The sequence below is a fragment of the Sphingosinicella sp. genome, from assembly GCF_013911755.1.
In the GTDB taxonomy this organism is placed as follows: domain Bacteria; phylum Pseudomonadota; class Alphaproteobacteria; order Sphingomonadales; family Sphingomonadaceae; genus Sphingosinicella.
In genome coordinates this window covers 106,235-129,998 of the sequence record NZ_JACESP010000002.1, presented here as the reverse complement: position 1 = coordinate 129,998, position 23,764 = coordinate 106,235, and the positions used below count along the sequence as shown (strand labels likewise).

Here is a 23,764-nt window from a genome sequence, read left to right as displayed (position 1 = left end):
CCCGATCATGGCTCTCATGCAAGAACTCGCAGTTGGATTATGTCGCTGCCGTCGCTATCTAGGCGCGCATGGCAGACGCTGATCCCGCACCCGTTTCCCCGATCCGCACCCGCAAGCCGGACTGGCTGCGCGTGAAGGCACCGACGAGCGTCGGTTTCGCGCAGACGCGCAAGCTGATGCGGAATCTCGGCCTCAACACCGTGTGCGAAGAGGCGGCGTGCCCCAATATCGGCGAGTGCTGGACGCAGAAGCACGCGACCGTGATGATCCTTGGCGACACGTGCACGCGCGCCTGCGCCTTCTGCAACGTGAAGACGGGAATGCCGAACCCGGTCGATCCGCTGGAGCCGGAGCACGTCGCGACTGCAGCCGCCGAACTTGGCCTTGAACACATCGTCATCACCAGCGTGGACCGCGACGACCTTGCGGACGGCGGCGCCACGCAGTTCGTGCGCGTGATCGAAGCGCTGCGCCGACGCGCGCCGAACACCACGATCGAGATCCTGACGCCGGACTTCCGCAACAAGGCGGACGAGGCAGTGAAGCGCATCGTCGATGCCCGGCCCGATGTCTACAACCACAACCTTGAAACCGTGCCGAGGCTCTATCCGACGATTCGCCCGGGCGCGCGCTACTACCATTCGCTGCGCCTGCTCGAACGGGTGAAGACGCTCGACCCGACGATTTTCACCAAGTCGGGCCTGATGGTCGGGCTTGGGGAGGAGCGGCTGGAGATCCATCAGGTGATGGACGACATGCGCTCCGCCGACATCGATTTCCTCACCATCGGCCAGTACCTGCAGCCAACGCCGCGCCACGCCAAGGTGATCGATTTCGTGACGCCGGATACGTTCAAGTCTTATGCCTCGCTGGGCCGTGCCAAGGGCTTCGCGCTGGTCGCCGCCTCACCGCTGACACGCTCGTCGTATCACGCCGGCGACGATTTCGCGAAGCTGAAGGCCGCGCGCCTCGCGAAGCATCAACGCGCCGATGCCTGAACATCGCGAGGTCCGGGTTCTTCCGTACACACCGGAGCAGCTCTTTGATCTCGTCGCCGATGTCGGCCGCTACGGCGAGTTCCTGCCGTGGGTGATCGCGACGCGGGTGAAGTCGCGCAGCGATACGGACATGGTCGCCGACATGGTGGTCGGCTTCAAGGTGTTTCGGGAGACCTTCACCAGCCGCGTGGTGCTGGACAGGCCGCACCATATCCACATCGACTACATCTCCGGCCCGCTGAAATTCCTTTACAACGACTGGCGCTTCAAACCCGTCGGGGCAGGGACGGAGGTCGATTTCCACGTCGATTTCGCGTTCCGGCAGTCGATACTGAACACGCTGGCGGGCGCGTACTTCCACGAAGCCTTCCGCAAGATGGTGACGGCGTTCGAAACGCGCGCCGCCAAGGTCTATGCGGCTACAGGCGCTTCTTCGGTGAGCAACAGTTCGAGCGCGCAGCGCACGGCCTGAAGCCGGATGCCCGTGCGGCCGAGGTCGCCGAACTGCCTCATGTCCGCAACCACGTCTTCCGGGTCCGCATCGCGGATCGCGCGGGCGAAGACGACGGTGCCGACGGGCTTTGATTCTGATCCGCCATCCGGCCCGGCGATGCCGGTGATCGCCACGGCGACATCCGCCTCGCTGTGCGCGAGCGCGCCTTGCGCCATCGCCCAGGCCGTCGCGATCGAAACCGCGCCGAAGGTTTCGAGCACGTCGCCATGCACGTCGAGCTGCGCTGTTTTCGACTCGTTCGAATAGGTGACGAAGCCGCGCTCCAGAACGGCCGAGGAGCCGGGAATCTCGGTGATCGCACCGCAGACGAGGCCGCCGGTGCAGGACTCGGCAAGCACGACCTTGCGTCCGGCCGCCGCGTTCAGTTCCACCACGCGGCGTGCCAGCGCGAGGATGTCTTCGTCAAACAATGTCACTCTTTTGCTCCCAACGGGCAAAGTTGCGGGCCGGACGGGGTCTTGCCGGCACCGATACGCATGAAGGCTGTGATCAGGCGCGCGATCTGCGCGTCCTGCAAAGGCAGCAGGGCGTCTACGAGGTCATTAGCCATGGCGCAGTCGCTTGCCGACATGTCCTTGATGATCGCGCTCGCCGTCACGCTCGCGACGAGGGGACGCATGGCGTCGCTCTGCTTGCGCATCGCGTCGGCGACGGCCTTGTCTTCCTGCTGACCCAGAAAATGATCCAGCACCACCGGCCAGGCAGCATCACCGCGCGCTTTGAAACGTGTGCGGAGCTGCGGCTGCGCCGCAAGGATCGCCGGCGAAACGGCGGCGTGCCCGGTGCCGCATTGCTCCGCCACGATCGGCGCGACCGTGGCGAGCAGGAAATCGGAAAAGGCGAGGGCCTGCTTTTCGTTCATGCAATCCTTGCCCGTTTCAGCATGAGCACTGGAAACCGCAAGGCTCGCCAAGGCCAGAATCAGGACCGGACGTTTCACTTCATCTCCACCGTGCTGAGTCGAATCGAAGCCGTGGCCTGGGCCGCAATGCCTTCCTTGCGTCCCGTGAAGCCAAGCTTTTCCGTCGTTGTGGCCTTGATGCTAACCCCCTCGACCGAGAGCCGCAACAGCGCGGCGACCCGCCGTCGCATGGCATCACGATGCGGCGCGACTTTCGGCGTTTCGCAGATCAGCGTGACGTCCACGTGATCGATGATGCCGCCGCGCGCGAGGATGAGGTCGCGGGCGTGGACCAGAAACTGGTCCGACGGCGCGCCGCGCCACTTGGGATCGCTCGGCGGGAAATGGTCGCCGATGTCCCCCATCGCCGCAGCGCCAAGCAGCGCGTCGGTGAGGGCGTGGAGGCCGACGTCGGCGTCGCTGTGACCGATGAGGCCGTGATCGTGGGGTAGCTTCACGCCGCAAAGCCAGACGTGGTCGCCGGGGCCGAAGCGGTGCACGTCGAAGCCTTGGCCGACGCGGGTGACGAGGCCAGCGCCAAGCAATGCTTCCGCGCGGGCGAAATCCGTTGGGTAAGTGAGCTTGGCCAAACGTTCATCACCCTCCACGAACGCGACGCTCAGCCCCGCAGCGAGCGCAACTGCGACGTCATCGGTCGCATCGGGGGCGGCCGTGGCATGTGCCGCGCGGATGGCGGCGTACCGAAATGCCTGCGGGGTCTGGACGCGCTTCAGGCGGCTGCGGTCGACCTCGCCGTCGGCATGGGTTTCGCCGGTGCGCAGACTGTCCACGACGGGCAGGGCGGGGACGGCGCCGTCGTTTTCCGCGAGCGCGTCTAGTAGCCGGTCGATGACGTCATGCATGAGCAGCGGGCGGGCGGCGTCGTGGATCAAGACGAGGTCGGGCGCAAAATCCGCGAGCGCTTCGAGACCGCGGCGCACCGAGTCCTGCCGTGTCTCGCCGCCGCGGACCGGCAAGGCGCCGAGTCCCTGCGCGGCTTCGGAAAAGGCGGCGGTATCTTCGGGGTGGATAACCGCCACCACATGGCTAACGCGGGGATGGCCCGCGAGCGCAGCAAGCGAACGGCGGAGCACCGGCTGGCCAGCGAGCACCCTGTATTGTTTCGGCGCGCCTTCGCCCGCACGGGAGCCTCTCCCTGCGGCAACGACGATGGCGGCGACCCGTCTTGGTTCACTCATGGGCGGCGGCTTTAGCGCAGGCTGTGCTTGCCGAACAGCCCTGCTTGGGCTATGCGCCGTGCCTTATTTTTGGGCAGCCAATGACCGTGCCGAAGCTGAAGCCAATCTCGATCGGACCCGTGCGCATCGAACAGCCGGTGATCCTGGCGCCGATGACCGGCGTTACCGACCTGCCGTTCCGCAAGGTCGTGAAGCGTTTCGGCGCGGGACTCACCGTGACCGAGATGATCGCGAGCCAGGCGATGGTGCGCGAAACGCGCCAGTCGCTGCAGAAGGCGGCATGGGATCCTTCCGAAGAGCCGATCTCGATGCAGCTTGCGGGCTGCGAACCCGGCATCATGGCGGAAGCGGCGAAGCTGAACGCCGATCGCGGCGCGGCAATCATCGACATCAACATGGGCTGCCCGGTGAAGAAGATCGTGAACGGCCACGCCGGCTCCTCGCTGATGCGCGACCTGAAGCTTGCCGCCTCGCTCATCGAGGCGACGGTGAAGGCCGTAGACCTGCCGGTGACGCTGAAAATGCGCATGGGCTGGGACCATGGCAGCCTCAATGCGCCCGAGCTTGCACGCATCGCCGAAGACCTCGGCGTGAAGATGATCACGGTGCACGGCCGCACGCGCAACCAGATGTATTCGGGAAGCGCCGACTGGGCATTCGTCCGCAATGTGAAGAACGCAGTTTTGCTCCCCGTGGTGGTGAACGGCGACATCTGCTCGGTGGAGGACGCGCGCACCGCGCTCGAACAGTCCGGCGCGGACGCGGTGATGGTGGGGCGGGGGGCTTATGGCCGGCCGTGGCTGCTCGGCGAGGTGATGGCCGATCTCTGCGACCACCGCTTCAAGGCGCCGACGATCGAGGAGCAGTATCACCTGATCATCGAGCAGTACGAGATGATGCTGGAGCTTTACGGCACCGACACCGGCGTCAACCTCGCGCGCAAGCATATCGGCTGGTACACCAAGGGGATGCACGGCTCCGCCGAATTCCGAAACAGCGTCAATCAGGTCGGCGATCCCGTGCGGGTCAAGGCCATGCTCCGCGAGTTCTATGCGCCCTGGCTTGCCCGGGCGGCCGCCTGACATGGCCACTGTGCCCGCGGTTCCGCTGGTTCCGCCGCCATCGGCCGACGACCTGCTCGCAAGCCTGCCGATCCCGATTGTCCTCATCGACGCAAACGGCGCGCCCGCACGGATGAACACGGCAGCCGAGGACATGTTCAACCTCAGCGAGCCGGCGCTCGTCGACCGCGGCTGGGGCGCGATCTTCCCCGAGGACAGCGCCGTGCGCGCCGTGCTGTTCGAAGCTGTCGTCACCGGCGGTGAGTTCGCGGCCTACGACCTTGAGATCGCATTCATCGGCGGGCGGCGCATCACGGCCGACCTGCTGGTTTCACCCGTGCCGGATTCGCCCGGCTGGTCGACGCTGGTGTTTCAGCGCCGGGCGGCCGCGACGATGGTGAACCGTCAGCGCGAACAGGTGGGCGCGGCGAAAACCGCCGTGGGTGTCGCGGCGATGCTGGCGCACGAGATCAAGAACCCGCTTTCGGGGATTCGCGGCGCTGCGCAGCTTCTGGCGCAGGACGGTGACCCGGAACTTACCGATCTTATCTGCACCGAGGTCGATCGCATCAGCACGTTGATCGATTCGATGGAAGAGTTCACCGACACGCGGCCGCTGAAGCGGCAGCCGGAAAATATCCACCTGATCCTTGGCCATGTGCGCCGCCTCGCAGAGCACGGCTTCGCGCGCGACGTGGAGTTCGAAGAGGAATACGACCCCTCGTTGCCGGACGTGGACGGGGACCGCGATGCACTGATCCAGATTTTCGTGAACCTCGTGAAGAATGCGAGCGAAGCGACGGGGAACAAAGGCAAGATACGTCTGCGCAGCGCCTACCGGCACGGCCTGAAGGTCGCGGTGAAGGGCTCCAAGCGGCGCATGTCGGTGCCCATCGAGGTCTGCGTGATCGACGACGGCCCCGGCGCGCCGGCGGACGTCGCCGAGCACCTGTTCGATCCGTTCGTCTCGTCGAAGCCCGGCGGTACGGGGCTCGGCCTCGCGCTCGTTGCGAAGCTTGTGGGCGACCACGGCGGGCTCATCGAGTACGACCGGCACAACAACCCGCCGCGCACGATCTTCCGCGTGCTGCTGCCGACGGCGGGCAGCCAGTGAGCCGCACGGGAACGATCATCGTCGCCGACGACGACGCCGCGATCCGCACGGTCGTGCGGCAGGTGCTCGTGCGCGCGGGCCATGAGGTCCGCACCACGGACACGGTTGCAGGCCTCTGGCAACTGATCGAAGCGGGGGTGGGGGACGCGGTGATTACCGACGTCGTGCTGCCCGATGCCGACGGGCTCGATGCCGTGCCGCGCATCCTCGCGCGCCGCCCCGGCCTTCCCGTGATCGTGATGAGCGCGCAGAACACGTTGGCGACGGCGGTGCGCGCGACCGAGAACGGTGCGTTCGAATATTTGCCGAAACCCTTCGATATCAACAAGCTTTCAGCCGTTGTTTCCGCTGCACTTGAGCAGTCGCAGGCGCCCGCACGCAAGACGGCGGCGAAAGATGAAGGGGACGGCCTGCCGCTCATAGGGCGCTCGTCCGCGATGCAGGAGGTGTACCGTACGATCGCGCGCGTCGTGCCCACCGACCTCACCGTGCTTATCCTCGGCGAATCCGGTACCGGCAAGGAACTCGTGGCGAAGGCGCTGCACGACCTTGGTTCCCGGCGAACGGGACCGTTCGTGGCGGTGAACATGGCGGCAATCCCGCGCGAACTCATCGAATCCGAACTGTTCGGACACGAACGCGGGGCCTTCACAGGCGCGCAGGCCCGCGCGATCGGCCGCTTCGAGCAGGCCCAGGGCGGCACATTGTTCCTCGACGAGATCGGCGACATGCCGATGGAGGCGCAGACACGCCTGCTGCGCGTGCTCCAGTCCGGCGAATTCACGACCGTCGGCGGAATGCGGCCGATCAAGGCGGATATCCGCATCGTTTCCGCCACGAACAAGGACCTGCGCCGCCTTGTCGATGCCGGGCTTTTCCGCGAAGACCTGTTCTACCGGCTGAACGTGGTGCCGCTGCACCTGCCCCCGCTCAGAAGTCGCGTCGACGACATCGCCGAGCTTGCAACGCACTTCCTGCGCCGCGCCGAAGCGGAAGGGCTGCCGGCAAAGACGCTGGAGCCCGAAGCGATCCTTCGCCTGCAGGCGCACGACTGGCCGGGCAATGTGCGCGAGCTTGAAAACCTGATGCGGCGCTTCGCGGCGCTCGAACGCTCCGACATCATCTCTGCCGCCAGCGTGGACGAGGCGCTGCGCAGCGAGCGCGTGCCTGCCGGGCGCGCGGAAACCGACAGCCGCGGGCTTGCGGGCTCCGTGGAGTCGCACCTTGCGCGCTATTTCGATACGTTCGGCGACGAGCTGCCGCCCGACGGCCTTTACGAACGGGTGCTCGCGGAGCTTGAAAAGCCGCTGCTGCTGCTCAGCCTTGCCGCGACGCGCGGAAACCAGATCCGCGCCGCGAAACTGCTCGGCATCAACCGCAACACGCTGCGCAAGAAGCTGAACGATCGCGGGATCGATGCGGTGGCGCTGCGTCCTGCGGGTCCACCTGTCGGTCGTTCAGGCTGATTTCAGCTTCGGATCGTTACCGGGGTGCAGCAACTGTGTATTTGCGGCAACAGGCAAAGTGGTTAAGCTGCACTTGAATATGTCCGCGACTGCATCCCCCAAGCCGCCATCGCCGCACCGCAGGCTGCGTCGCCGCATAAGTCGCTGGGTTTCGCGCGTCGAACTCTACCCGCGGCTGGAGGTCGCGCTGGGGCTGATCGCCGTCGCGGTAGGATGCGCGAGCTATTTCGCTCTGACCGACACGTTCTTCACCGCCGCGAACACGCCTTCGGGGCGCACGATCCTCCTGGTTGCGAACCTCGTGCCGCTGATGGCGCTGCTCGTGCTGATCGGTCGCCGCTTCGTGATCCTGCGCGTGAACCGGCGGCGCGGGCTTGCCGGCGCGCGGATGCACGTGCGCATGGTGGCGCTCTTCTCGGCGATCGCCGCGATCCCGACGTTGCTTGTCGTCGTATTCGCCTCGCTGCTCTTCCAGTTCGGCACGCAGTTCTGGTTCTCGGACAACGCCCGCACCGTCCTTGAGAACGCCGAGCAGGTTGCGCATTCCTACGTCGCCGAAAACCGGCAGCGCATCGTCGCGGACATCGAGGCGATGGGCACCGACGTCTACGAATATGCCAACAGTTACGGCGTCGATTCCGCAGGCTTTGCCGATGGGCTTGCGTTCCAGGTCGCCGCCCGCAACCTCACCGAGGCGAGCGTGTTCACGCTGAACGGCGAGGATTACCATATCTACGCATCTGTCGGCATGAGCGGCGCGCCGCTTGAGCAGCGCATCCTGCCCACGGATATCGCGCGGGCGCGATCGGGCCGGGCGAGCGTGCTCGCGACCGCTTCGGACCGCGTCGAGGCGATCGTCCGCATCGATCCGCTGCTCGAACGCTATGTTTACGTCAGCCGCAGCGTCGACCCGGCCGTGCTCCAGTCCGCGCAGCGGGCGGAGGGCGCGATGAACGAGTATGACGCGCTGCTCGCACGCTCCAAGAGCCTGCAATGGCAGTTCAACCTCGCGCTGTTCGTGATCGCGCTGCTGATCCTTGCCGCCGCCATCCTTTCGGCGCTGTGGCTCGCCAACCGGCTGGTGGCGCCGATCGGGCGGCTTGTGCGCGCCGCCGAGAGGGTGGGGGCGGGCGACCTTGCCGCGCGCGTGCCCGTTCGCAACAGCCCGGACGAGGTCGGCACGCTGGCGCGCACCTTCAACCGCATGACGCGGCAATTGCAGGCGCAGACGAGCGCGCTTGTTGCCGCCAACGAACAGCTCGATGCGCGGCGTCAGTTCACCGAGGCGGTGCTCTCCAGCGTTTCCGCCGGCGTGATCTCCATCGATGAAGAGGGGCACATCCGCCTCGTCAGCCATTCCGCCGCCGACCTCCTCGAAATGACCGAAGAGGCGCTTGGCGGGATGACCATCGAGGAGGCGGTGCCCGAGTTTTCGGGACTTCTGGAAGAAACGCGCGCCTCCGGACAGGCATCCGGGCAGGTGCGCATCGCGCGCGGCAACGACGTGCAGACGCTGCTCGTACGCATGGGCGGCGTTTCGGAGGGCAGCCAGGGCTATGTCATCACCTTCGACGACATCACACAGCAGCTTGCCGACCAGCGGCGCGCGGCGTGGGCGGATGTGGCGCGGCGCATCGCGCACGAGATCAAGAACCCGCTGACGCCGATCCAGCTTTCCGCCGAGCGCCTGCAGCGGCGCTACGGCAACAAGATCGAGGAGGGGGCGGACACGTTCCGCAGCCTGACCGAGACGATCGTGCGGCAGGTGGGTGATCTGCGCCAGATGGTCGACGAATTCTCGTCGTTCGCGCGGATGCCCAAACCCGTGTTCAGGCCGGAATCGTTCCTCGAAATCGCACGGCAGGCGATCTTCCTTCAGGAGGTCGCGCACAGCGATTTCGACTATGAGATGGATGTGCCCTCCGGATTGCCGGCGTTCATCTGCGACCGCCGCCAGATCGCGCAGGCGCTCACCAACCTCCTCAAGAACGCGGCCGAATCCGTTACCGCGCGCTGCAAGGACGGCGAGGTGCAGGGCCGCATCGCGCTCACCGCGCGCTTCGCCGAGCCCGATACGCTCGTGGTGACGGTGACCGACAACGGCATCGGCCTTCCCGCAAGCCAGCGCGACCGGCTGACCGAACCCTATGTGACGACGCGTGCGAAAGGCACCGGACTCGGCCTCGCCATCGTCAAGAAAATCGTGGAGGAGCACGATGGCGTGCTCGATCTGCGTGACGTGGAGGGCGGCGGCGCCTCCGCGGTGATGAGTTTCGATCTGGCCGCCCTGCAGGCCCATGCCGCGCAGGACGTGGGTGTTCCCGAAAAAGTCGCAGTTCAGCAAAGGTAGATGTGTGGCGCTTGATATTCTGATCGTCGACGATGAAGCCGATATCCGGGAACTGATCGCAGGTGTCCTTGATGACGAGGGCTACGAAACGCGCACGGCGGGGGACAGTGACAGTGCGCTCGCCGCGCTCAGCGAACGCCTGCCGAGCCTGCTGGTGCTCGACATCTGGCTGCAGGGATCGAAGCTCGACGGGATCGAGCTTCTGGAGGTCGTGAAGCAGCGCAATCCGGGGCTCCCGGTCATCATGATCTCAGGCCACGGCAACGTGGAGACGGCGGTCGCGGCGATCAAGCGCGGAGCCTACGACTTCATCGAGAAGCCGTTTCAGGCGGACCAGTTGATCCACACCGTGGAGCGCGCGACCGAAGCGGAGCGCCTGCGCCGCGAGAATGAGGAACTCCGCACGCGCGCGGGCATCGAGGGCGAACTCACCGGCTCCTCCGCGCTGATCAACGGCGTGCGCGCGACGCTGAAGCGCGTTGCCGCCACCGGCAGCCGCGTGCTGATCGACGGCCCGCCGGGCTCCGGCAAGGAAGTCGCCGCGCGCCTGCTGCACCAGTGGTCGCCGCGCGCAAATGGCGCGTTCGTGGTCGTCGCCGCCGCGCGCCTCCACCCGGACCGCTTCGAGGAGGAACTGTTCGGCGTCGAGGAGGACGGCCAGCCCGTGCGCATCGGCCTCTTCGAGCAGGCCCATGGCGGCACGCTGTTCCTCGACGAGGTCGCGGACATGCCGCTTGCGACGCAGGCCCGCATTCTGCGCGTGCTCACCGAGCAGATGTTCCAGCGCGTCGGCGGGGCGAGGAGCGTGAAGGTCGACGTGCGCGTCGTCAGCAGCACGTCGCGTGATCTTGCAGGGGAAATCGCCGCCGGGCGCTTCCGCGAAGACCTGTTCTACCGCCTCAGCGTCGTGCCCGTGCACCTGCCGCCGCTTTCGGAGCGCCGCGAGGATATCGGCGAGCTTGCCGACTATTTCCTTGCCAAGCTCTCGGCGGAGCGCCGGATTCCGACGCCCCGGATGAGCGAGGACGCGATGGCGGCGCTCCAGATGTACGACTGGCCGGGCAATGTCCGCCAGCTGCGGAACATCATCGAGCGCACGCTGATCCTGACGCCGCCCGAGCGGGCGCAGCGTGTCGAGGTGGACATGCTGCCGTCGGAGATCATCGCCGAACCGGCAAAATTGATGCCGAACGAGGCGGTGCGATCGATTATGGGCACGCCGCTGCGCGAAGCGCGCGAATCCTTCGAACGCGAATATCTGCGCGTCCAAATTCGTCGTTTTTCCGGAAACATCTCGCGAACGGCGGTGTTTATCGGCATGGAACGCTCTGCGCTGCACCGGAAGCTGAAGGCGCTCGGGCTCTCCGATCCCGGAAAAGCAGACGATGAAGTAAATTCCGACACTTGACGGGAAGCGCCTGACCCCCAAATAGTGTGCCCGCGCCTACGGCAATCGGGCGCAGTGTAAAAGGATTCGAGGGGGACATGGCAGACAAGGCCAATAACTTGCAGGACGTGTTCCTGAACGCGGTCCGTAAGAGCAAGACGCCGGTGACGATGTTTCTCGTAAACGGCGTAAAATTGCAGGGTGTCATCACCTGGTTCGATAATTTTTCGGTTCTGCTTCGCCGTGATGGTCATTCGCAGCTCGTTTACAAGCACGCGATTTCCACGATCATGCCGGCAAGCCCCGTCCAATTGTTTGAGCCCGAGAAAGACGGCGACGACGATTGACCGATCCTGACGCCGGAACGCCGCCGCTATCCGGGGGCAGACGGCGTAAGCAGTTCCACAGCTTCGGAGCGCACGACGACGTGCGCGGCGTCAGCGTGGGCACGAAGGCGCTTGTCATCGTACCCGATATCGTGCGCCGCGATGCCGCCGTGCGCCGCGATGCCGAAGCGCGGCTTCAGGAAGCGAAAAGCCTGGCCGGTGCAATCACGCTCGACGTGGTCGCGACGCGTATCCTGCGAGTCCGCGAGCCGCGACCCGCAACGCTGATCGGCGCAGGGCAGGTGGAAGCCATTGCCGAGCTTGCCAAGGAAACCGGCGCGGAACTTACCGTCGTGGATGGTGCGCTCTCTCCGCTGCAGCAGCGCAACCTCGAAACCGGCACGGGCACCAAGGTGATCGACCGCACCGGGCTCATCCTCGAAATCTTCGGGGAGAGGGCAGCGACGCGGGAAGGGCGGCTTCAGGTGGAGCTTGCCCACCTCGGCTATCAGGCGAGCCGCCTCGTGCGCTCCTGGACGCATCTCGAACGCCAGCGCGGCGGCTTCGGCTTCCTCGGTGGCCCTGGCGAGACGCAGATCGAAACCGACCGCCGCCTGATCCGCGAACGCATGGCGCGGCTGCGCAAGGACCTTGGCGAGGTCACCCGCACGCGCGGACTGCAACGCCGCCAGCGCAAGAAGGCGCCGTATCCGGTGATCGCGCTCGTCGGCTATACGAACGCCGGAAAGTCGACGCTTTTCAATCGTTTGACCGGCGCTTCGGTGATGGCGAAAGATCTGCTGTTCGCAACGCTCGACCCCACGATGCGGGCGATCGCGCTGCCCGGAATCGACAAGGCGATCCTTTCCGACACGGTCGGTTTCGTTTCCGAGCTGCCGACGATGCTCGTCGCAGCGTTCCGCGCCACGCTCGAGGAAGTGCTCGATGCAGACATCATCGTCCACGTCCGCGACATCGCGCACCCGGAAACCGAAGCACAGAAGCGTGACGTCATCGACGTGCTCGCCGAACTGGGCGTCGATCCGGACGGCGGGCGGCCGATCATCGAGGCGCTCAACAAGGCGGACCTGCTCGATGCGGAAGCACGCGGCGCCGCGCTCGAACAGGCCGCAGCGCCGAACAGTGTGCTTCTGTCGGCGGTGAGCGGGGAAGGGGTGGACGACCTCCGCAAGCTCATTTCCGATACGCTGCTGCGCGATGCGCGTGTCCACAGCTTCGTCGTGGGCGCCGGCGACGGCAAGCGGCTCGCGTGGCTGGAAAATAATGGCCTGGTGCTGAAGCGACGCGCGAAGGGCGAGTCCGTGGAGCTTCAGGTGCGGATCAGCGACGAAGACAGATCGCGCTTTCTTGCGCTTCCCTAACGCTCCGACGCCTTGACGCGCTGCCACAGCGCTTCGAGCGCATCGATATCCATATCAGGCAAGGCCTTGCCGGCCATCGCTTCCACAGCGTTGAAACGGCGTTCGAACTTGGCATTCGCCGTGCGCAGCGCCTCTTCGGCGTCGATGCCGAGGTGCCGCGCATAATTGACCACCGCGAACAGAAGATCGCCGATCTCGCCGGCGCGCGACGCATCGTCGGCTGCTTCGACTTCGGCCAGTTCCTCGTGGATCTTCGCACGCGGGCCAGTTGCGTCCGGCCAGTCAAAACCGACGCGCGCCGCGCGGCGCTGCAGCTTCTGCGCGCGCATCAGAGCGGGAAGGCCAAGCGCCACACCGGCAAGCGCACCCTGATCGCCCCGTTCGCGGGCCTTCTGCTCCTCCCACGCCGCCGTCTGGGCAGTTGCATCCGCGATGCTGGCGTCACCGAACACGTGCGGGTGGCGGCGGACCATCTTGTCCGTAATCGCGGAAGTGACGTCAGCCAGCGCGAAATGCCCGGCCTCGGCCGCCATTTGCGAATGGTAAACGACCTGAAGCAAGAGGTCGCCAAGCTCGCCCTTGAGATCGACCATATCGCCGCGCGCAATGGCATCGGCAACCTCATAGGCTTCCTCGATCGTGTACGGCGCGATGGACGCGAAATCCTGCTCGATATCCCACGGGCAGCCGCTCGCCGGATCACGCAGCGCGCGCATGACGTCAGCGAGACGGGCGAAAGCTTCGGCGGCGGTTTCCTTGCTCATGGAAGCCCGCGTAACGGCAGGAGGGGATTCGGAAAAGAGCGTTGATACGCTCTGCGTGTTAAAACGATAATATATATTATGTTAAATCAACGATCGCGATTTGCCGCCATTCGGGCCATCCCCCCGGCCATTTTCCCGAACGCATCGTTCATTCGGCTCGCGAGGTCGGCATCGATATCGCTTTCGGAAAGCGCGCGTGACATGGCGTCCGTCCACTGCTGCGATGTCTCTGCGCTGATCGGCAGCGCGCCGTGCGCCGACATCACGCAGACGCCGACGTTCTCTTCGAACCAGTGGCGCGGTCCGCCGAGCCAGCCCGTGAGGAATCCTGCAAGCGATCGCCGCATCGGCGCCAGATCCGGCGCGTGCATTGCGCGCAGCGCGGCATATTCGGGCTCGCTGTCCATAAGATCGTAGAAACGGTCAACGAAGCGCCTGACGGCGGCTTCACCGCCAAGGCTTTCGTATGGTGTCGTGCTCGTGCCGGATTCGCTCATGAAACCGATCAACCGGGCCTTTGGCGCGCTTTCCTTGATCCAGATCAAGTTCCTGTGTTTGCCGCCACGATTGCGGGAGCCGAACGCACGACTTTGCGTTAACGATGCTGTTCCACAAATGTACGGGGCCACCGGAACGCAGCCGGAGAACAAATGGTAAACGAAGAGCAGGGCGGTGACGTTCCCCTCGCCCCTATCCTTGAGGCCGGCCGCAATTGCTGGCGTATCGAGCGGTCGGCGCGTGCGGCAGCCGTCGTCGATGCGGCCGACTACTACCATTACGTGCGCGAGGCGATGATCGCAGCGCGGCGGCGCATCCTCATCATCGGCTGGGACTTCGACACGCGCATCACGCTGGAACCCGATGAGAACGGCGAAGGGGAAAGCCTGGGTCATTTCTTCCTGCGGCTGGCACGCGAGAACCCGAAGCGCGAGATCGACATCCTGAAATGGAGCTTCGGCGCGCTGAAACAGTTTCTGCGACCGCGTGCGGCGTGGATGCTGCTGCGCTGGCAACTCACGCGTGCGATCGATTTCCGCTTCGACAGCTTCCACCCGATCGGGTGCAGCCACCACCAGAAGATCGTGGTGATAGACGAGCGCTTCGCGGTGTGCGGCGGCATCGACATCTCGTGCGCGCGCTGGGACACCAATGCCCACGCGGACGACGACGCGCGGCGGAAGCTCCCTGACGGCAAGCCATATGGTGCATGGCATGACGTCACCATGATGCTGGACGGCGACGCGGCGCGCGCGCTCGCCGACCTTGGCCGCGATCGCTGGCGGCACGCTACCCGGCAGGACCTTCTGCCGGCGGAAGACGCTCACGACCATTGGCCGGACGATGCAGCCGTGGACTTCCGCGACGTCGACATCGCCATTGCCCGGACGCGCGCCGCATGGCGCGATTGCGATGAGGTCCGCGAGATCGAGGCGCTGTGGCTGGACATGATCGCCGCCGCACAGCGCTTCATCTATATCGAGAACCAGTATCTGACCTCGGGGAAAATCGCTGCCGCCATCGCCGTGCGCATGGCCGATGACGACCCGCCGGAAATCGTGGTGGTGACGCCACGCACGGCGGATGGCTGGCTGGAACAAAAGGCGATGGATGCGGCGCGCGTTCAGCTGGCACGCGCCATCGCCGAGGCGGACAGGCACGATCGTTTCCGAATCTATGCGCCCGTCACCAAAAGCGGCGCCGACATTTATGTCCACGCCAAGGTCGCGATCGTCGACGACCGGCTGCTCAAGATCGGATCGGCGAACCTCAACAACCGCTCGATGGGGCTCGACAGCGAGTGTGACGTCATTATCGATGCCGCCCTCCCCGCCAACGCCGGGACGCGCGCGGCGATCGCAGCGCTGCGCACCAGGCTGATCGCCGAGCATCTGGACGTGACGCCCGACACGTTTGACGCACGGTTCAAGGCGACAGGTTCGCTCGTTGAAGCCATCGAGGCGCTGCGCGGCTCCGGCAAGACGCTCGCGCCGCTCGACCTCGAAAAGCCGGGGCCGCTCGATCAGTTCATTGCCGATAACGAACTGCTCGACCCCGAGAAGGCGGAGGGCTTTTTCGAGCCGCTGCACAAACGCGGCCTGCGGGTGCGCTGGCGGGAAGGCATGGCACGGCTAAGGGCGCGCCGGCGGCGCAGGCGCAGAGGGTGACGGCGCGCGTCAGGGCCGCAGGATCAGCGTGTCGCCCTCGACGCGCCAGCTTTTCAGCGTGCGGAGGAAGCGCATCCCAAGGAGGTTCGTGCCGAGCGCGCCTTGATTGACGCTGGCGGGCATGTCGCGCAGCGTGATGTCCCCGATCGTGAGTTCGCCGAGCCGGACACCGGCGATACGAACGCTGCCGTTCGCGGTTTGGGCCATGCCGTCGAAGCGGAGCGTATCCGGGCTGAAGCCTGCGCGTGCGGCGGTTTCCATGGTGAGCACGATGTCGGTGGCGCCGGTATCCACCATGAAGAGTGCGCTTTCGCCATTGATCGTGCCGCGCACATAGAAGTGCCCGTCTTCGCGCGCGGTGAGCAACATCTCCTCGCCTTCCGTGCGCGGGCTGGCGGGATCGAGCGCGCCGCGGATCGCGGGCCACTGCGTGACGAGAAAAATGAGACCGCCGAAGATCAGCACCCACGACAGCGCCATTTTCAGCGTTTTCGCCGCGCCCACCTCGCGGAGGCGCGGGACGAGGCTCATCAGGATGAGGACGGCAAAGCCCACCGAGCTGATGAGCGCAGCCTTCTCACCCGAACTCAGCGCTTCGAACATGCGCCTAAAGCTCCACCGTCAGCATATCATATCCAGGCTCAACGCCCGCCGGCAAGCTCTTGGCAAGATTTGCATAATCCATGGAATTGTCCATGTGCGTGAGAATTGCGCGGCGTGGGCGCAGGCGCGCGATCCACGACAATGTGCGATCGAGATGGCTGTGCGTGGGGTGCGGCTTGCGGCGGAGCGCATCAACGATCCACAGGTCAACGCCCTTGATGGCATTGTCGGCGGAGAGCGTCAGGTCGCTGATGTCGGTCGAATAGGCCATTGAGTGACCGGCGTGATCGACGCGAAAGCCGGTGGAACGGATGGGGCCGTGCACCTGCTCGAACGGCGTCACCGTCATCGGGCCGACGGTGAACTTGGCGCCAAGCTCGTGCGCCACGCAGCTCGGCGGATAGCCGAGCCCGCCCGAGAATATATAGTCGAAGCGCGCCTTGAGGACCCGCCACGTGTCCGCCGTCGCATAGCAGTCGACGGGTTTGCGCATGATATGAAAGATCTGGCGCAAGTCATCGATGCCATGGGCATGATCGGCATGATCGTGCGTGTAGAGCACGGCGTCGATGCGCGAAACGTTCGCGCTGAGGAGCTGTTCGCGAAGATCCGGGCTCGTGTCCATGATGATGACATGGCCCTCGGCCTCGACCATCACGGAGACGCGGCGACGGCGGTTCTTCGGCTCATTCGGATCGCAGGCGCCCCAGTCGTTGCCGATGCGGGGCACGCCGCTCGACGTGCCGCTTCCAAGGACGGTGACCTTCACGCGCGCGCCTTCGCGAACAGTCGGTAGAAGTTTTCGCTCGTCGCCCGGTCGAGGTCTCCGTAACGGACGCCGCGCTTCTCGGCGAGGAAGGCGGTGGTGTGCGTCACGAACGCGGGCTCGCAGGTCTTGCCGCGCTTCGGCACAGGCGCGAGGAACGGAGCGTCGGTTTCCACGAGGAGCCGATCTTCCGGGATTTCCTTTGCGAATTCAGCAAGATCGGCGGCATTCTTGAACGTGACGATACCGGATATGGAGATGTAGAAGCCGAGCTCGAGCATCTTGCGGCCGAACGCCGGGCTGGCGGTGAAGCAGTGGATGACGGCGGGGTATGCCCCCTTCCCCAGCTCGCTCTCCATGATCTCCAGCGTATCGGCTTCGGCGTCGCGCGTGTGAACGATGACCGGCAGGCCGGTTTCGCGCGCGGCGGCGATGTGGCGGCGGAAGCTCTCTCGCTGACGCTCGCGGTCGCTCTTGTCGTAGTAATAATCGAGCCCGGTTTCGCCGATGCCGACGACGCGCGGGTGCTGCGTCGCTGCGACGAGGCGTGTTTTCTCGATATCCTCGCTGTCCGCCTCGTGCGGGTGAACGCCGACGCTTGCCCAGATATCGGACGTGCCTTCGGCAATGCGGATGACGTCATCCCATTCGCTGCTGCGCGTCGAGATGGCCAGCATTGCGGAGACACCGGCCTCGCGGGCGCGCGCGATGACGCCGGCCTGATCCTCTACGAGGCCGGGGTAATTCAGGTGGCAGTGGCTATCAACCGGCATCGGGTTCCGCATCGACATAGCGCGGGAAGACGCCCTGCGGGGCTTCAAGGCGGAAACCGGACGCGGCGAGACGCGCATACCAATCGCTACCGAGGCTCGCGAAATCGCGGTCGACTGCAGGCACGCCCATCTGATCGAGCAGTTTCGCGGCCGATGCCGGAATCACCGGCGAGATCGCGACAGCGAGATCATGGATCGCACCGAACAGCGTGCCGAGCACGATTTTCATGCGCTCCGGGTCCGTCTTCTTCAGCTTCCACGGCTCCTGCGCGTCGATATAGGCGTTGCAGGCGAAGACGGCGTGCAGCCAGGTTTCGACACCGCGCGACAGGTCGAACGTTTCGAACGCAGCGGCAAGGCCCTTGCAGCCAGCATCGACGGCGGCGAGTAATGCCCTATCTGCTTCATTCTGATCGAGCGATACAGGAAGAACGCCATCCAGATTCTTGAAAATCTGTGATAAAGTCCGCTGCGCGAGATTGCCGAAGCTGTTCGCGAGGTCAGCGTTCGTGCGCGTGACGATCGCCTCGTGGCTGTAGCTGCCGTCCTGCCCGAAGGGTACGTCGCGGATGAGGAAGTAGCGGAGTTGATCGACGCCGTATTCCTCCGCCATCGCAAGCGGCTCGACGACGTTGCCGAGCGACTTCGACATCTTTTCGCCCTTGTTGAGCACGAAGCCGTGGCCGAACACCTTGCGCGGCAGTTCGACGCCTGCGGACATCAGGAACGCGGGCCAGTAGACGGTGTGGAAGCGAACCACGTCCTTGCCGATGATGTGGACGTCCGCGGGCCACCATTTCGTATAGGACGCATCGGGATAGCCCGCGCCGGTGAGATAGTTGCTGAGCGCATCAAGCCACACGTACATGACGTGACCGGGGGCATCGGGCACCGGAATGCCCCAATCGAAACTGGTGCGCGACACGGAGAGATCGCTGAGCCCGCCGCGGACGAACTGCAGCATCTCGTTGCGGCGCGTTGCGGGCTGAATGAAGTCCGGATTCTGCTCGTAGAGGTCGAGCAGCGGCTGCTGGTACTTCGAGAGACGGAAGAAATAGCTCTCCTCGACTGTCCATTCGACGGGCGTGCCCTGCGGAGAGAGCTTTGCGCCGCCTTCGCCCGGCACCAGCTCGCTCTCGTCGTAATAGGCCTCGTCGCGAACCGAGTACCAGCCTTCGTAGCGGCCGAGATAGATATCACCGTTCGCTTCCATGCGCCGCCACAGCTCCTGAACGCACGCATAGTGCGCCGGCTCCGTGGTGCGGATGAAGCGATCATGACTGATGTTGAGAGTCGCGCACATATCCTTGAAATGCTGAACCATTCCATTGACGAATGTGCGCGGATCAGTGTCCGCGTTTCGGGCCGCCTGAGCGATCTTGAGACCATGCTCGTCGGTGCCGGTCATGAAGAACACGTCGTCACCGGCGAGCCGATGATAACGCGCGATGACGTCGGTCGCGATATCCTCGTAGGCGTGGCCCATGTGCGGGCGGCCGTTCGGATACGAGATGGCGGTCGTGATGTAGAATTTCCGCTTGGCACTCATGCGGGGGCGCTTGCTTTGCTACCGGGGGTTATCGAGTTCGCCCACGTATCCCGCCAGTTCGAACGCGACAACCTGCGGATCGTAAGCAAGCGGCACGGCCTCGGCGGCGAGGGCGTGGGCCTTCTCCCACAGCTGGAGCGCGCGTGCAAGCGATGCGCCCGTGCGCCCGCGCGCCGCGCCGGCGATGAAGGCGGGGACCAGCTCGACGAACGCCTCGTAGCGCGCCTGCGCGGTCTTGCCGGCGAGCGACTTCGCCAGCGCCATCGCATCGCCCTCCCCCTTCGCGAGCCCGGCAAGCGCCTCGGTGAGCTTGCCGACATCGAGCCCGGCGAAGCGCAACGCACGGCCCGGCGAGCCTTCCGCGAGCGGCACCAGCGCCTCGACCTCCGCCGCGCTGCTGTCATCGAGTTCGCGGGTGAGCACCGCACGCACATCGGCATCGGCGAGCGGCTGGAAGCGGAGCGTGCGGCAGCGCGAGCGGATCGTCGGCAACAGTCGTACCGGGCTGTGGCTGACGAGAAGGAACAGTGTTTTTTGCGGCGGCTCTTCAAGATTCTTGAGGAAAGCATTGGCAGCGCTGCGATTCATCTCGTCGGCAGCATCGACGACTACGACACGCCAGCCGCCAAGACCGGGCTTGGACTGGAACAGCGACTGCAGATCGCGGATTTGCTCGACGACAATCTCGGCGCGAAGCGCGCCGCGATCGTTGAGGCCGCGCTGGAGAATTCTGAGATCTGGATGGCTGCCAGCCTCGATGAGCGCGAGCGCGGGGTGCGGCGCCCCCTTGCCGTCGGTGAGCACGAAGCGGGCAAGCGCCTGTGCCACGCTCGCCTTGCCGATGCCGGGCGGACCTGTGAGCAGCCACGCATGGTGCACCTTGCCCCGATCCCACGCCGCGCGGAACATCTCCTGCTGCGCCTGATGCCCGATGATACCGCTCACAGGCCGAAACGCTCCGCGACCACGGACCATACCGCGCCGGTGACGTCATCCACGGACGCGTCGCTCGGAATCACGGTAACCTCGGGGAAGGAGAGGAAACGATCGCGCACGGCCTTGTGGAAGGCGGGCGGCTCACCCTCGAAGCGAGCCTCGCCCCCCGCCCGCCCGGCGGCACGGGCGAGCCCGAGTGCGGGGTCGACATCGAGCACGATAGTGAGATCGGGCCAGAGGTCGCCGGTCGCGAACGCGTGAAGCTGCCGCAGTTCGGCCTCATCAAGCCCGCGCGCCGCGCCCTGATAGGCGAGCGTCGAGTGCACATAGCGGTCGCAGAGCACCCATTTGCCCTCGGCGAGCGCGGGACGGATGAGGCGTGCAACATGATCGGCGCGGGCGGCGTTCACGAGCAGCGCCTCCACGCGTCCGTCCCAGCGCCCCGGCTCGCCTTCGACAAGCAGCTGACGGATATCCTCCGCGCCGGGCGTGCCGCCGGGCTCGCGCGTGGTGATGACGGTAACGTCCTGCGCGGAGAGACGCGCGGCGAGGCGGCGGAGCTGGGTGCTCTTGCCGCTGCCCTCCCCGCCTTCGAAGCTGATGAAGCGCCCGCCCACGCGGCCTCAGCCGCCGAACACGTGCCTGAACGCCGCCATCATGCGACCGAACGGCCCGGCCTTTTCCACCGCCTCGGCGGCGACCAGCGGCACACGCTGCTCGGCGAGGCCGGGCACGGTGAGCACGAGTTCGGCAATCTTCTGCCCCTTGGCGATCGGTGCTTCGATCGGGCCATCATAGACAATCTTCGCATTGAGACCTGTCACGATCGCTTTCGGCGTGGAAACGCGCGTGCCTGGCGCTGCGGTGATGCCCACATCCGGCGCGTCGCCAAGGAACACGGGCGCACGGAGCGCCACCTTGCCGTTTGCGAGGATCGGCTTCGCATCCCACGCGCCGAAGCCCCATTCCATCAGGCGGATCGATTCCTTGACGCGCTCGTCCCACGAGGTGAGGCCCGAGACGACCATGACGAGGCGGCGCCCGTCCTGCTCGGCCGAGCCGGTGAAGCCGTAGCCCGCCGCCTCGGTGTGGCCGGTCTTCAGCCCGTCGGCGCCGCGCACCTTGCCGAGAATGGGGTTGCGGTTCGGCTGCGTGATCGGTGCGCCGCCCATCGTCTGGCCCCAGGTGAAGCTGTCGACCGCGTAAAACTTCTTGTAGAGGTCCGGATAGTCCTTGATCGTCCGCTCGGCGATGATCGCGAGGTCGTGGGGTGTCACCACCTGGCGGTCGTCCGGCCAGCCGTTCGAATTGGTGAAGTGCGAGCCCTTGAGGCCGAGCTTTTTTGCTTCGGCGTTCATCAGATCGGCGAAGGCTTCTTCCGTGCCCGAAATTCCCTCGGCAAGCACCACGCAGGCGTCGTTCCCTGAAAGCGTGACGATGCCGTGCAAGAGATCCTCGACCGAAACCTCCTGATCGACCGACAGGAACATCGTGGAGCCCGCCTTCGGCCCGTGCCACTTTTCCCATGTTTCCGCGCGCACGCGGAACTTCTGGTCGAGCTTCAGCTTGCCCTGCTTCACGAGGTCGAAGGCGACGTGCGTCGTCATCATCTTCGCCATCGAAGCCGGCGGCATCTGCTGATCGGCGGCCTGCGCAAAGAGCACGGCGCCGGTGCTCATGTCCTTCAGGTACGCGAAGGGCGCGAGGCTCTGGTAGTTGGCGGCGGCGGGGACGGCGAAAGCCAGCATGAGGGCCGAGATCGGCGCGGCAAGACGCATCGCTTGAATTCACTCCTTTAGATTCGGCTTCGGCGGGATCGGACACCCGCACGAGTCTCACGCAGCTATAGCCCGCGCCCGGGGGCTTCGCCAGCGCGGAGCCAGGCGGACTACGACAACTTGAAGAACAGCAGGAACGCGAACGCCCGGCTCAGCGCCGCCATGTCGTCCGCGCGGAAGCCGATCGTGTTCGCGCCGAGGCGGCGGAACATCGGCAGGAAGTCGAGCACCTCGACGGCGAGCCGATCGACCAGTGTCAGTTCCACCTCGATGGGACCGTCCTGCTTCACGAGCGGCGCCTTCTGCCGCGCAGCGACCGCGCGCGATGCGGCGGCTTCGAGCGCGGCGCAGACCGTTTCGGGAGACGGCGACATGCCCGAGAACATCCCAAGGGAGCGCTTCGTGACAACCTGCTCGACAGGGCCGAGCGCGGGGCCGTTCTTTTCGACGAACACATCGTCGCCCGAAATCATCAGCAGCGGGACGCCGAACTGGCCTGCGGTCGCGGCACTGATGAAGGCCTCGTCAGCTTCGCGGCCATTCAGCTTCACGCTGCGGATGCCGCGGCTCGACATGGTGTGCGCCATTGTGCCGGCACTGTCCGCCGCGCCGGCGTGATAACCGATGAGCATCGCGCCGATATAGTCGCCAACCTCGATCCCCTGCATCATCATGAGCGGGCGCGGCCACGAGCGGACGAGCCATGTGCCCGGCGGCATCCGGTCCGCAAGGATCGAAAGCCCGTTGCCGTGCGAATCGCAGACGACGCATTCGGTGACTCCCGCCGCCTGCGCGCCGCGCACGACGGCGAGCACCTCGTTCGTCATCAACTCCCGCGCGGCGGCATATTCGAAGCCTTCCGGCCCCGCCTGATCGCGCGAGACGATTCCAGCCACGCCTTCGATGTCGGCGGAAATGAAGAGCCGCATGGGTTGTCCGTTCCTTTGAAACTCAGGCCGTCGGCTTCGATCCGACGACGCGCGCTTCCGCATAGCCCGCCGCCTGAAGCTGCGCCAGCACCGCTGCCGCGCTCGTCTCGTCAGCGAAGGGCCCGACGCGGACGCGGTAGAAGCCCGTGCCGGTGGAGCTGATATTGCTGACGCCGAAGCGGCTGAGTTCCGCGGCAAGGCTAGAAGCACGGCCGCGATCGGAAAGCGCGGCGACCTGCACGAAGATGTCGCCGACAGGCACGATTGTGACCGGCGGCGGTGGAGCGGCCGCGACCACCGCCGGCAGTTGGCCCTTCGGATAGATGCGCTTCACATGCACGCGCGCCGTGCCCGCCTGCTCGACGCCGAGAAGCTGCGCGGAACGGCGCGACAGATCGATGATGCGGTCCTTCGCGAACGGCCCGCGGTCGTTGACGCGCACCACGAGCTTGCGGCCGTTTTCGAGGTTCGTGACCTCCACATAGCTCGGCATTGGCAGCGTGCGATGCGCGGCGGTGACGTCGTTCTCGTCGAAGCGCTCACCGTTCGCGGTGGACTTGCCGTGGAACGTCGGGCCGTACCACGAGGCGGTGCCGGTTTCCTGATAGTGCGGATCGTCGGATGGGTAATACCACTTGCCTGCGATCTGATAAGGATTGCCAACCTTGTAGGTGCCCGCGCTCCTGGGCGCCTGCACGCTCCCGGCGCACGCGGCGAGCAGCGGCAGCAGCAGGATCGGTACAAGGCCAGACCGGAACCGCACAACACTGGCCATGAAGCCCCCTCCCCGCCGAACATATGGT

General features: G+C 65.5%; 23 protein-coding genes and 1 pseudogene. 10 read left to right on the top strand and 14 right to left on the bottom strand.

Annotated features, from left to right (window positions below; all coding sequences use genetic code 11):
* Positions 1-68 precede the first annotated feature (68 nt).
* Both lipA and H2052_RS02385 read left to right on the top strand, forming a co-directional pair.
* A complete protein-coding gene (gene lipA, locus H2052_RS02390) occupies positions 69-998 on the top strand; it encodes a lipoyl synthase (RefSeq protein WP_293777549.1) in 930 nt (309 codons plus the stop codon).
* A complete protein-coding gene (locus tag H2052_RS02385) occupies positions 991-1,470 on the top strand; it encodes a type II toxin-antitoxin system RatA family toxin (RefSeq protein WP_293777547.1) in 480 nt (159 codons plus the stop codon). The genes lipA and H2052_RS02385 overlap by 8 nt, the downstream gene beginning before the upstream one ends.
* Here the strand turns inward: H2052_RS02385 and H2052_RS02380 are convergent.
* From H2052_RS02380 to H2052_RS02370, 3 genes are all read right to left on the bottom strand, one after another.
* A complete protein-coding gene (locus H2052_RS02380; protein WP_293777545.1) occupies positions 1,410-1,928 on the bottom strand; it encodes a CinA family protein in 519 nt (172 codons plus the stop codon). The genes H2052_RS02385 and H2052_RS02380 overlap by 61 nt on opposite strands.
* Complete coding sequence (locus H2052_RS02375; protein ID WP_293777542.1) at positions 1,925-2,374, bottom strand: hypothetical protein; 450 nt, start codon at positions 2,372-2,374, stop codon at positions 1,925-1,927. The genes H2052_RS02380 and H2052_RS02375 overlap by 4 nt, the downstream gene beginning before the upstream one ends.
* A 74-nt stretch (positions 2,375-2,448) precedes the next feature.
* On the bottom strand, positions 2,449-3,612 hold the full coding sequence (locus H2052_RS02370) for a bifunctional 2-C-methyl-D-erythritol 4-phosphate cytidylyltransferase/2-C-methyl-D-erythritol 2,4-cyclodiphosphate synthase (RefSeq protein ID WP_293777539.1): 1,164 nt from the start codon (positions 3,610-3,612) through the stop codon (positions 2,449-2,451).
* Positions 3,613-3,692: 80 nt separating this feature from the next.
* Between H2052_RS02370 and dusB the strand changes: the two genes are divergently transcribed.
* The 7 genes and pseudogenes from dusB (at position 3,693) to hflX (ending at position 12,698) form a co-directional block, all read left to right on the top strand.
* Positions 3,693-4,694 (top strand): tRNA dihydrouridine synthase DusB, encoded by a 1,002-nt coding sequence (dusB, locus tag H2052_RS02365; RefSeq protein WP_293777537.1) that lies wholly within the window; start codon positions 3,693-3,695, stop codon positions 4,692-4,694.
* A 1-nt stretch (position 4,695) separates the two neighbouring features.
* Positions 4,696-5,787 (top strand): ATP-binding protein, encoded by a 1,092-nt coding sequence (locus H2052_RS02360; RefSeq protein WP_293777535.1) that lies wholly within the window; start codon positions 4,696-4,698, stop codon positions 5,785-5,787.
* The gene (gene ntrC, locus H2052_RS02355) at positions 5,784-7,253 is read left to right on the top strand and encodes a nitrogen regulation protein NR(I) (RefSeq protein WP_293777533.1); all 1,470 of its coding nucleotides are present in this window, start codon (positions 5,784-5,786) and stop codon (positions 7,251-7,253) included. Before H2052_RS02360 ends, ntrC begins: the two co-directional genes overlap by 4 nt.
* Before the next feature lie 79 nt (positions 7,254-7,332).
* Positions 7,333-9,603, top strand: a complete 2,271-nt coding sequence (locus H2052_RS02350) for a PAS domain-containing sensor histidine kinase (protein WP_293777531.1) — start codon at positions 7,333-7,335, stop codon at positions 9,601-9,603.
* 4 nt (positions 9,604-9,607) lie between these two features.
* On the top strand, positions 9,608-11,011 hold the full coding sequence (locus H2052_RS02345) for a sigma-54 dependent transcriptional regulator (RefSeq protein ID WP_293777528.1): 1,404 nt from the start codon (positions 9,608-9,610) through the stop codon (positions 11,009-11,011).
* Positions 11,012-11,088: 77 nt separating this feature from the next.
* Positions 11,089-11,319 (top strand): annotated as a pseudogene (hfq, locus tag H2052_RS02340) (RNA chaperone Hfq); the annotation flags it as partial.
* A gap of 134 nt (positions 11,320-11,453) precedes the next feature.
* Positions 11,454-12,698: a GTPase HflX gene (gene hflX / locus H2052_RS02335; protein WP_293777953.1), complete on the top strand. Its 1,245-nt coding sequence runs from the start codon at positions 11,454-11,456 to the stop codon at positions 12,696-12,698.
* Here the strand turns inward: hflX and mazG are convergent.
* Both mazG and H2052_RS02325 read right to left on the bottom strand, forming a co-directional pair.
* Positions 12,695-13,462 (bottom strand): nucleoside triphosphate pyrophosphohydrolase, encoded by a 768-nt coding sequence (gene mazG, locus H2052_RS02330; RefSeq protein ID WP_293777525.1) that lies wholly within the window; start codon positions 13,460-13,462, stop codon positions 12,695-12,697. The genes hflX and mazG overlap by 4 nt on opposite strands.
* Positions 13,463-13,548: 86 nt before the next feature.
* Positions 13,549-13,959: a group II truncated hemoglobin gene (locus H2052_RS02325; RefSeq protein ID WP_293777522.1), complete on the bottom strand. Its 411-nt coding sequence runs from the start codon at positions 13,957-13,959 to the stop codon at positions 13,549-13,551.
* Positions 13,960-14,112: 153 nt separating this feature from the next.
* Here H2052_RS02325 and H2052_RS02320 point away from each other — a divergent pair, with 153 nt between their 5' ends.
* Positions 14,113-15,627, top strand: a complete 1,515-nt coding sequence (locus tag H2052_RS02320) for a phospholipase D-like domain-containing protein (protein ID WP_293777519.1) — start codon at positions 14,113-14,115, stop codon at positions 15,625-15,627.
* A gap of 9 nt (positions 15,628-15,636) precedes the next feature.
* Here H2052_RS02320 and H2052_RS02315 read toward each other — a convergent pair whose 3' ends face one another.
* The 9 genes from H2052_RS02315 to H2052_RS02275 all read right to left on the bottom strand — a co-directional run bounded on the left by H2052_RS02315 (position 15,637) and on the right by H2052_RS02275 (position 23,736).
* Positions 15,637-16,230: a TIGR02281 family clan AA aspartic protease gene (locus H2052_RS02315; protein WP_293777516.1), complete on the bottom strand. Its 594-nt coding sequence runs from the start codon at positions 16,228-16,230 to the stop codon at positions 15,637-15,639.
* A 4-nt stretch (positions 16,231-16,234) separates the two neighbouring features.
* On the bottom strand, positions 16,235-16,999 hold the full coding sequence (locus tag H2052_RS02310) for an MBL fold metallo-hydrolase (RefSeq protein ID WP_293777513.1): 765 nt from the start codon (positions 16,997-16,999) through the stop codon (positions 16,235-16,237).
* A complete protein-coding gene (locus H2052_RS02305) occupies positions 16,996-17,769 on the bottom strand; it encodes a TatD family hydrolase (RefSeq protein WP_293777511.1) in 774 nt (257 codons plus the stop codon). The genes H2052_RS02310 and H2052_RS02305 overlap by 4 nt, the downstream gene beginning before the upstream one ends.
* Complete coding sequence (gene metG / locus H2052_RS02300) at positions 17,759-19,318, bottom strand: methionine--tRNA ligase (protein ID WP_293777509.1); 1,560 nt, start codon at positions 19,316-19,318, stop codon at positions 17,759-17,761. The genes H2052_RS02305 and metG overlap by 11 nt, the downstream gene beginning before the upstream one ends.
* 18 nt (positions 19,319-19,336) lie before the next feature.
* Positions 19,337-20,263, bottom strand: coding sequence for a DNA polymerase III subunit delta' (locus H2052_RS02295; RefSeq protein WP_293777507.1), 927 nt, complete (start codon positions 20,261-20,263; stop codon positions 19,337-19,339).
* Positions 20,260-20,871 carry a dTMP kinase gene (gene tmk, locus H2052_RS02290; RefSeq protein ID WP_293777505.1) on the bottom strand — a complete coding sequence of 204 codons (612 nt, stop codon included), beginning with the start codon at positions 20,869-20,871 and terminating at the stop codon, positions 20,260-20,262. The genes H2052_RS02295 and tmk overlap by 4 nt, the downstream gene beginning before the upstream one ends.
* A gap of 6 nt (positions 20,872-20,877) precedes the next feature.
* Positions 20,878-22,002 carry a D-alanyl-D-alanine carboxypeptidase family protein gene (locus H2052_RS02285; protein ID WP_293777950.1) on the bottom strand — a complete coding sequence of 375 codons (1,125 nt, stop codon included), beginning with the start codon at positions 22,000-22,002 and terminating at the stop codon, positions 20,878-20,880.
* Between the two features lie 140 nt (positions 22,003-22,142).
* A complete protein-coding gene (locus tag H2052_RS02280; RefSeq protein WP_293777503.1) occupies positions 22,143-22,961 on the bottom strand; it encodes a M55 family metallopeptidase in 819 nt (272 codons plus the stop codon).
* A 22-nt stretch (positions 22,962-22,983) separates the two neighbouring features.
* Positions 22,984-23,736: a septal ring lytic transglycosylase RlpA family protein gene (locus H2052_RS02275; protein WP_293777501.1), complete on the bottom strand. Its 753-nt coding sequence runs from the start codon at positions 23,734-23,736 to the stop codon at positions 22,984-22,986.
* Between the last annotated feature and the right edge of the window lie 28 nt (positions 23,737-23,764).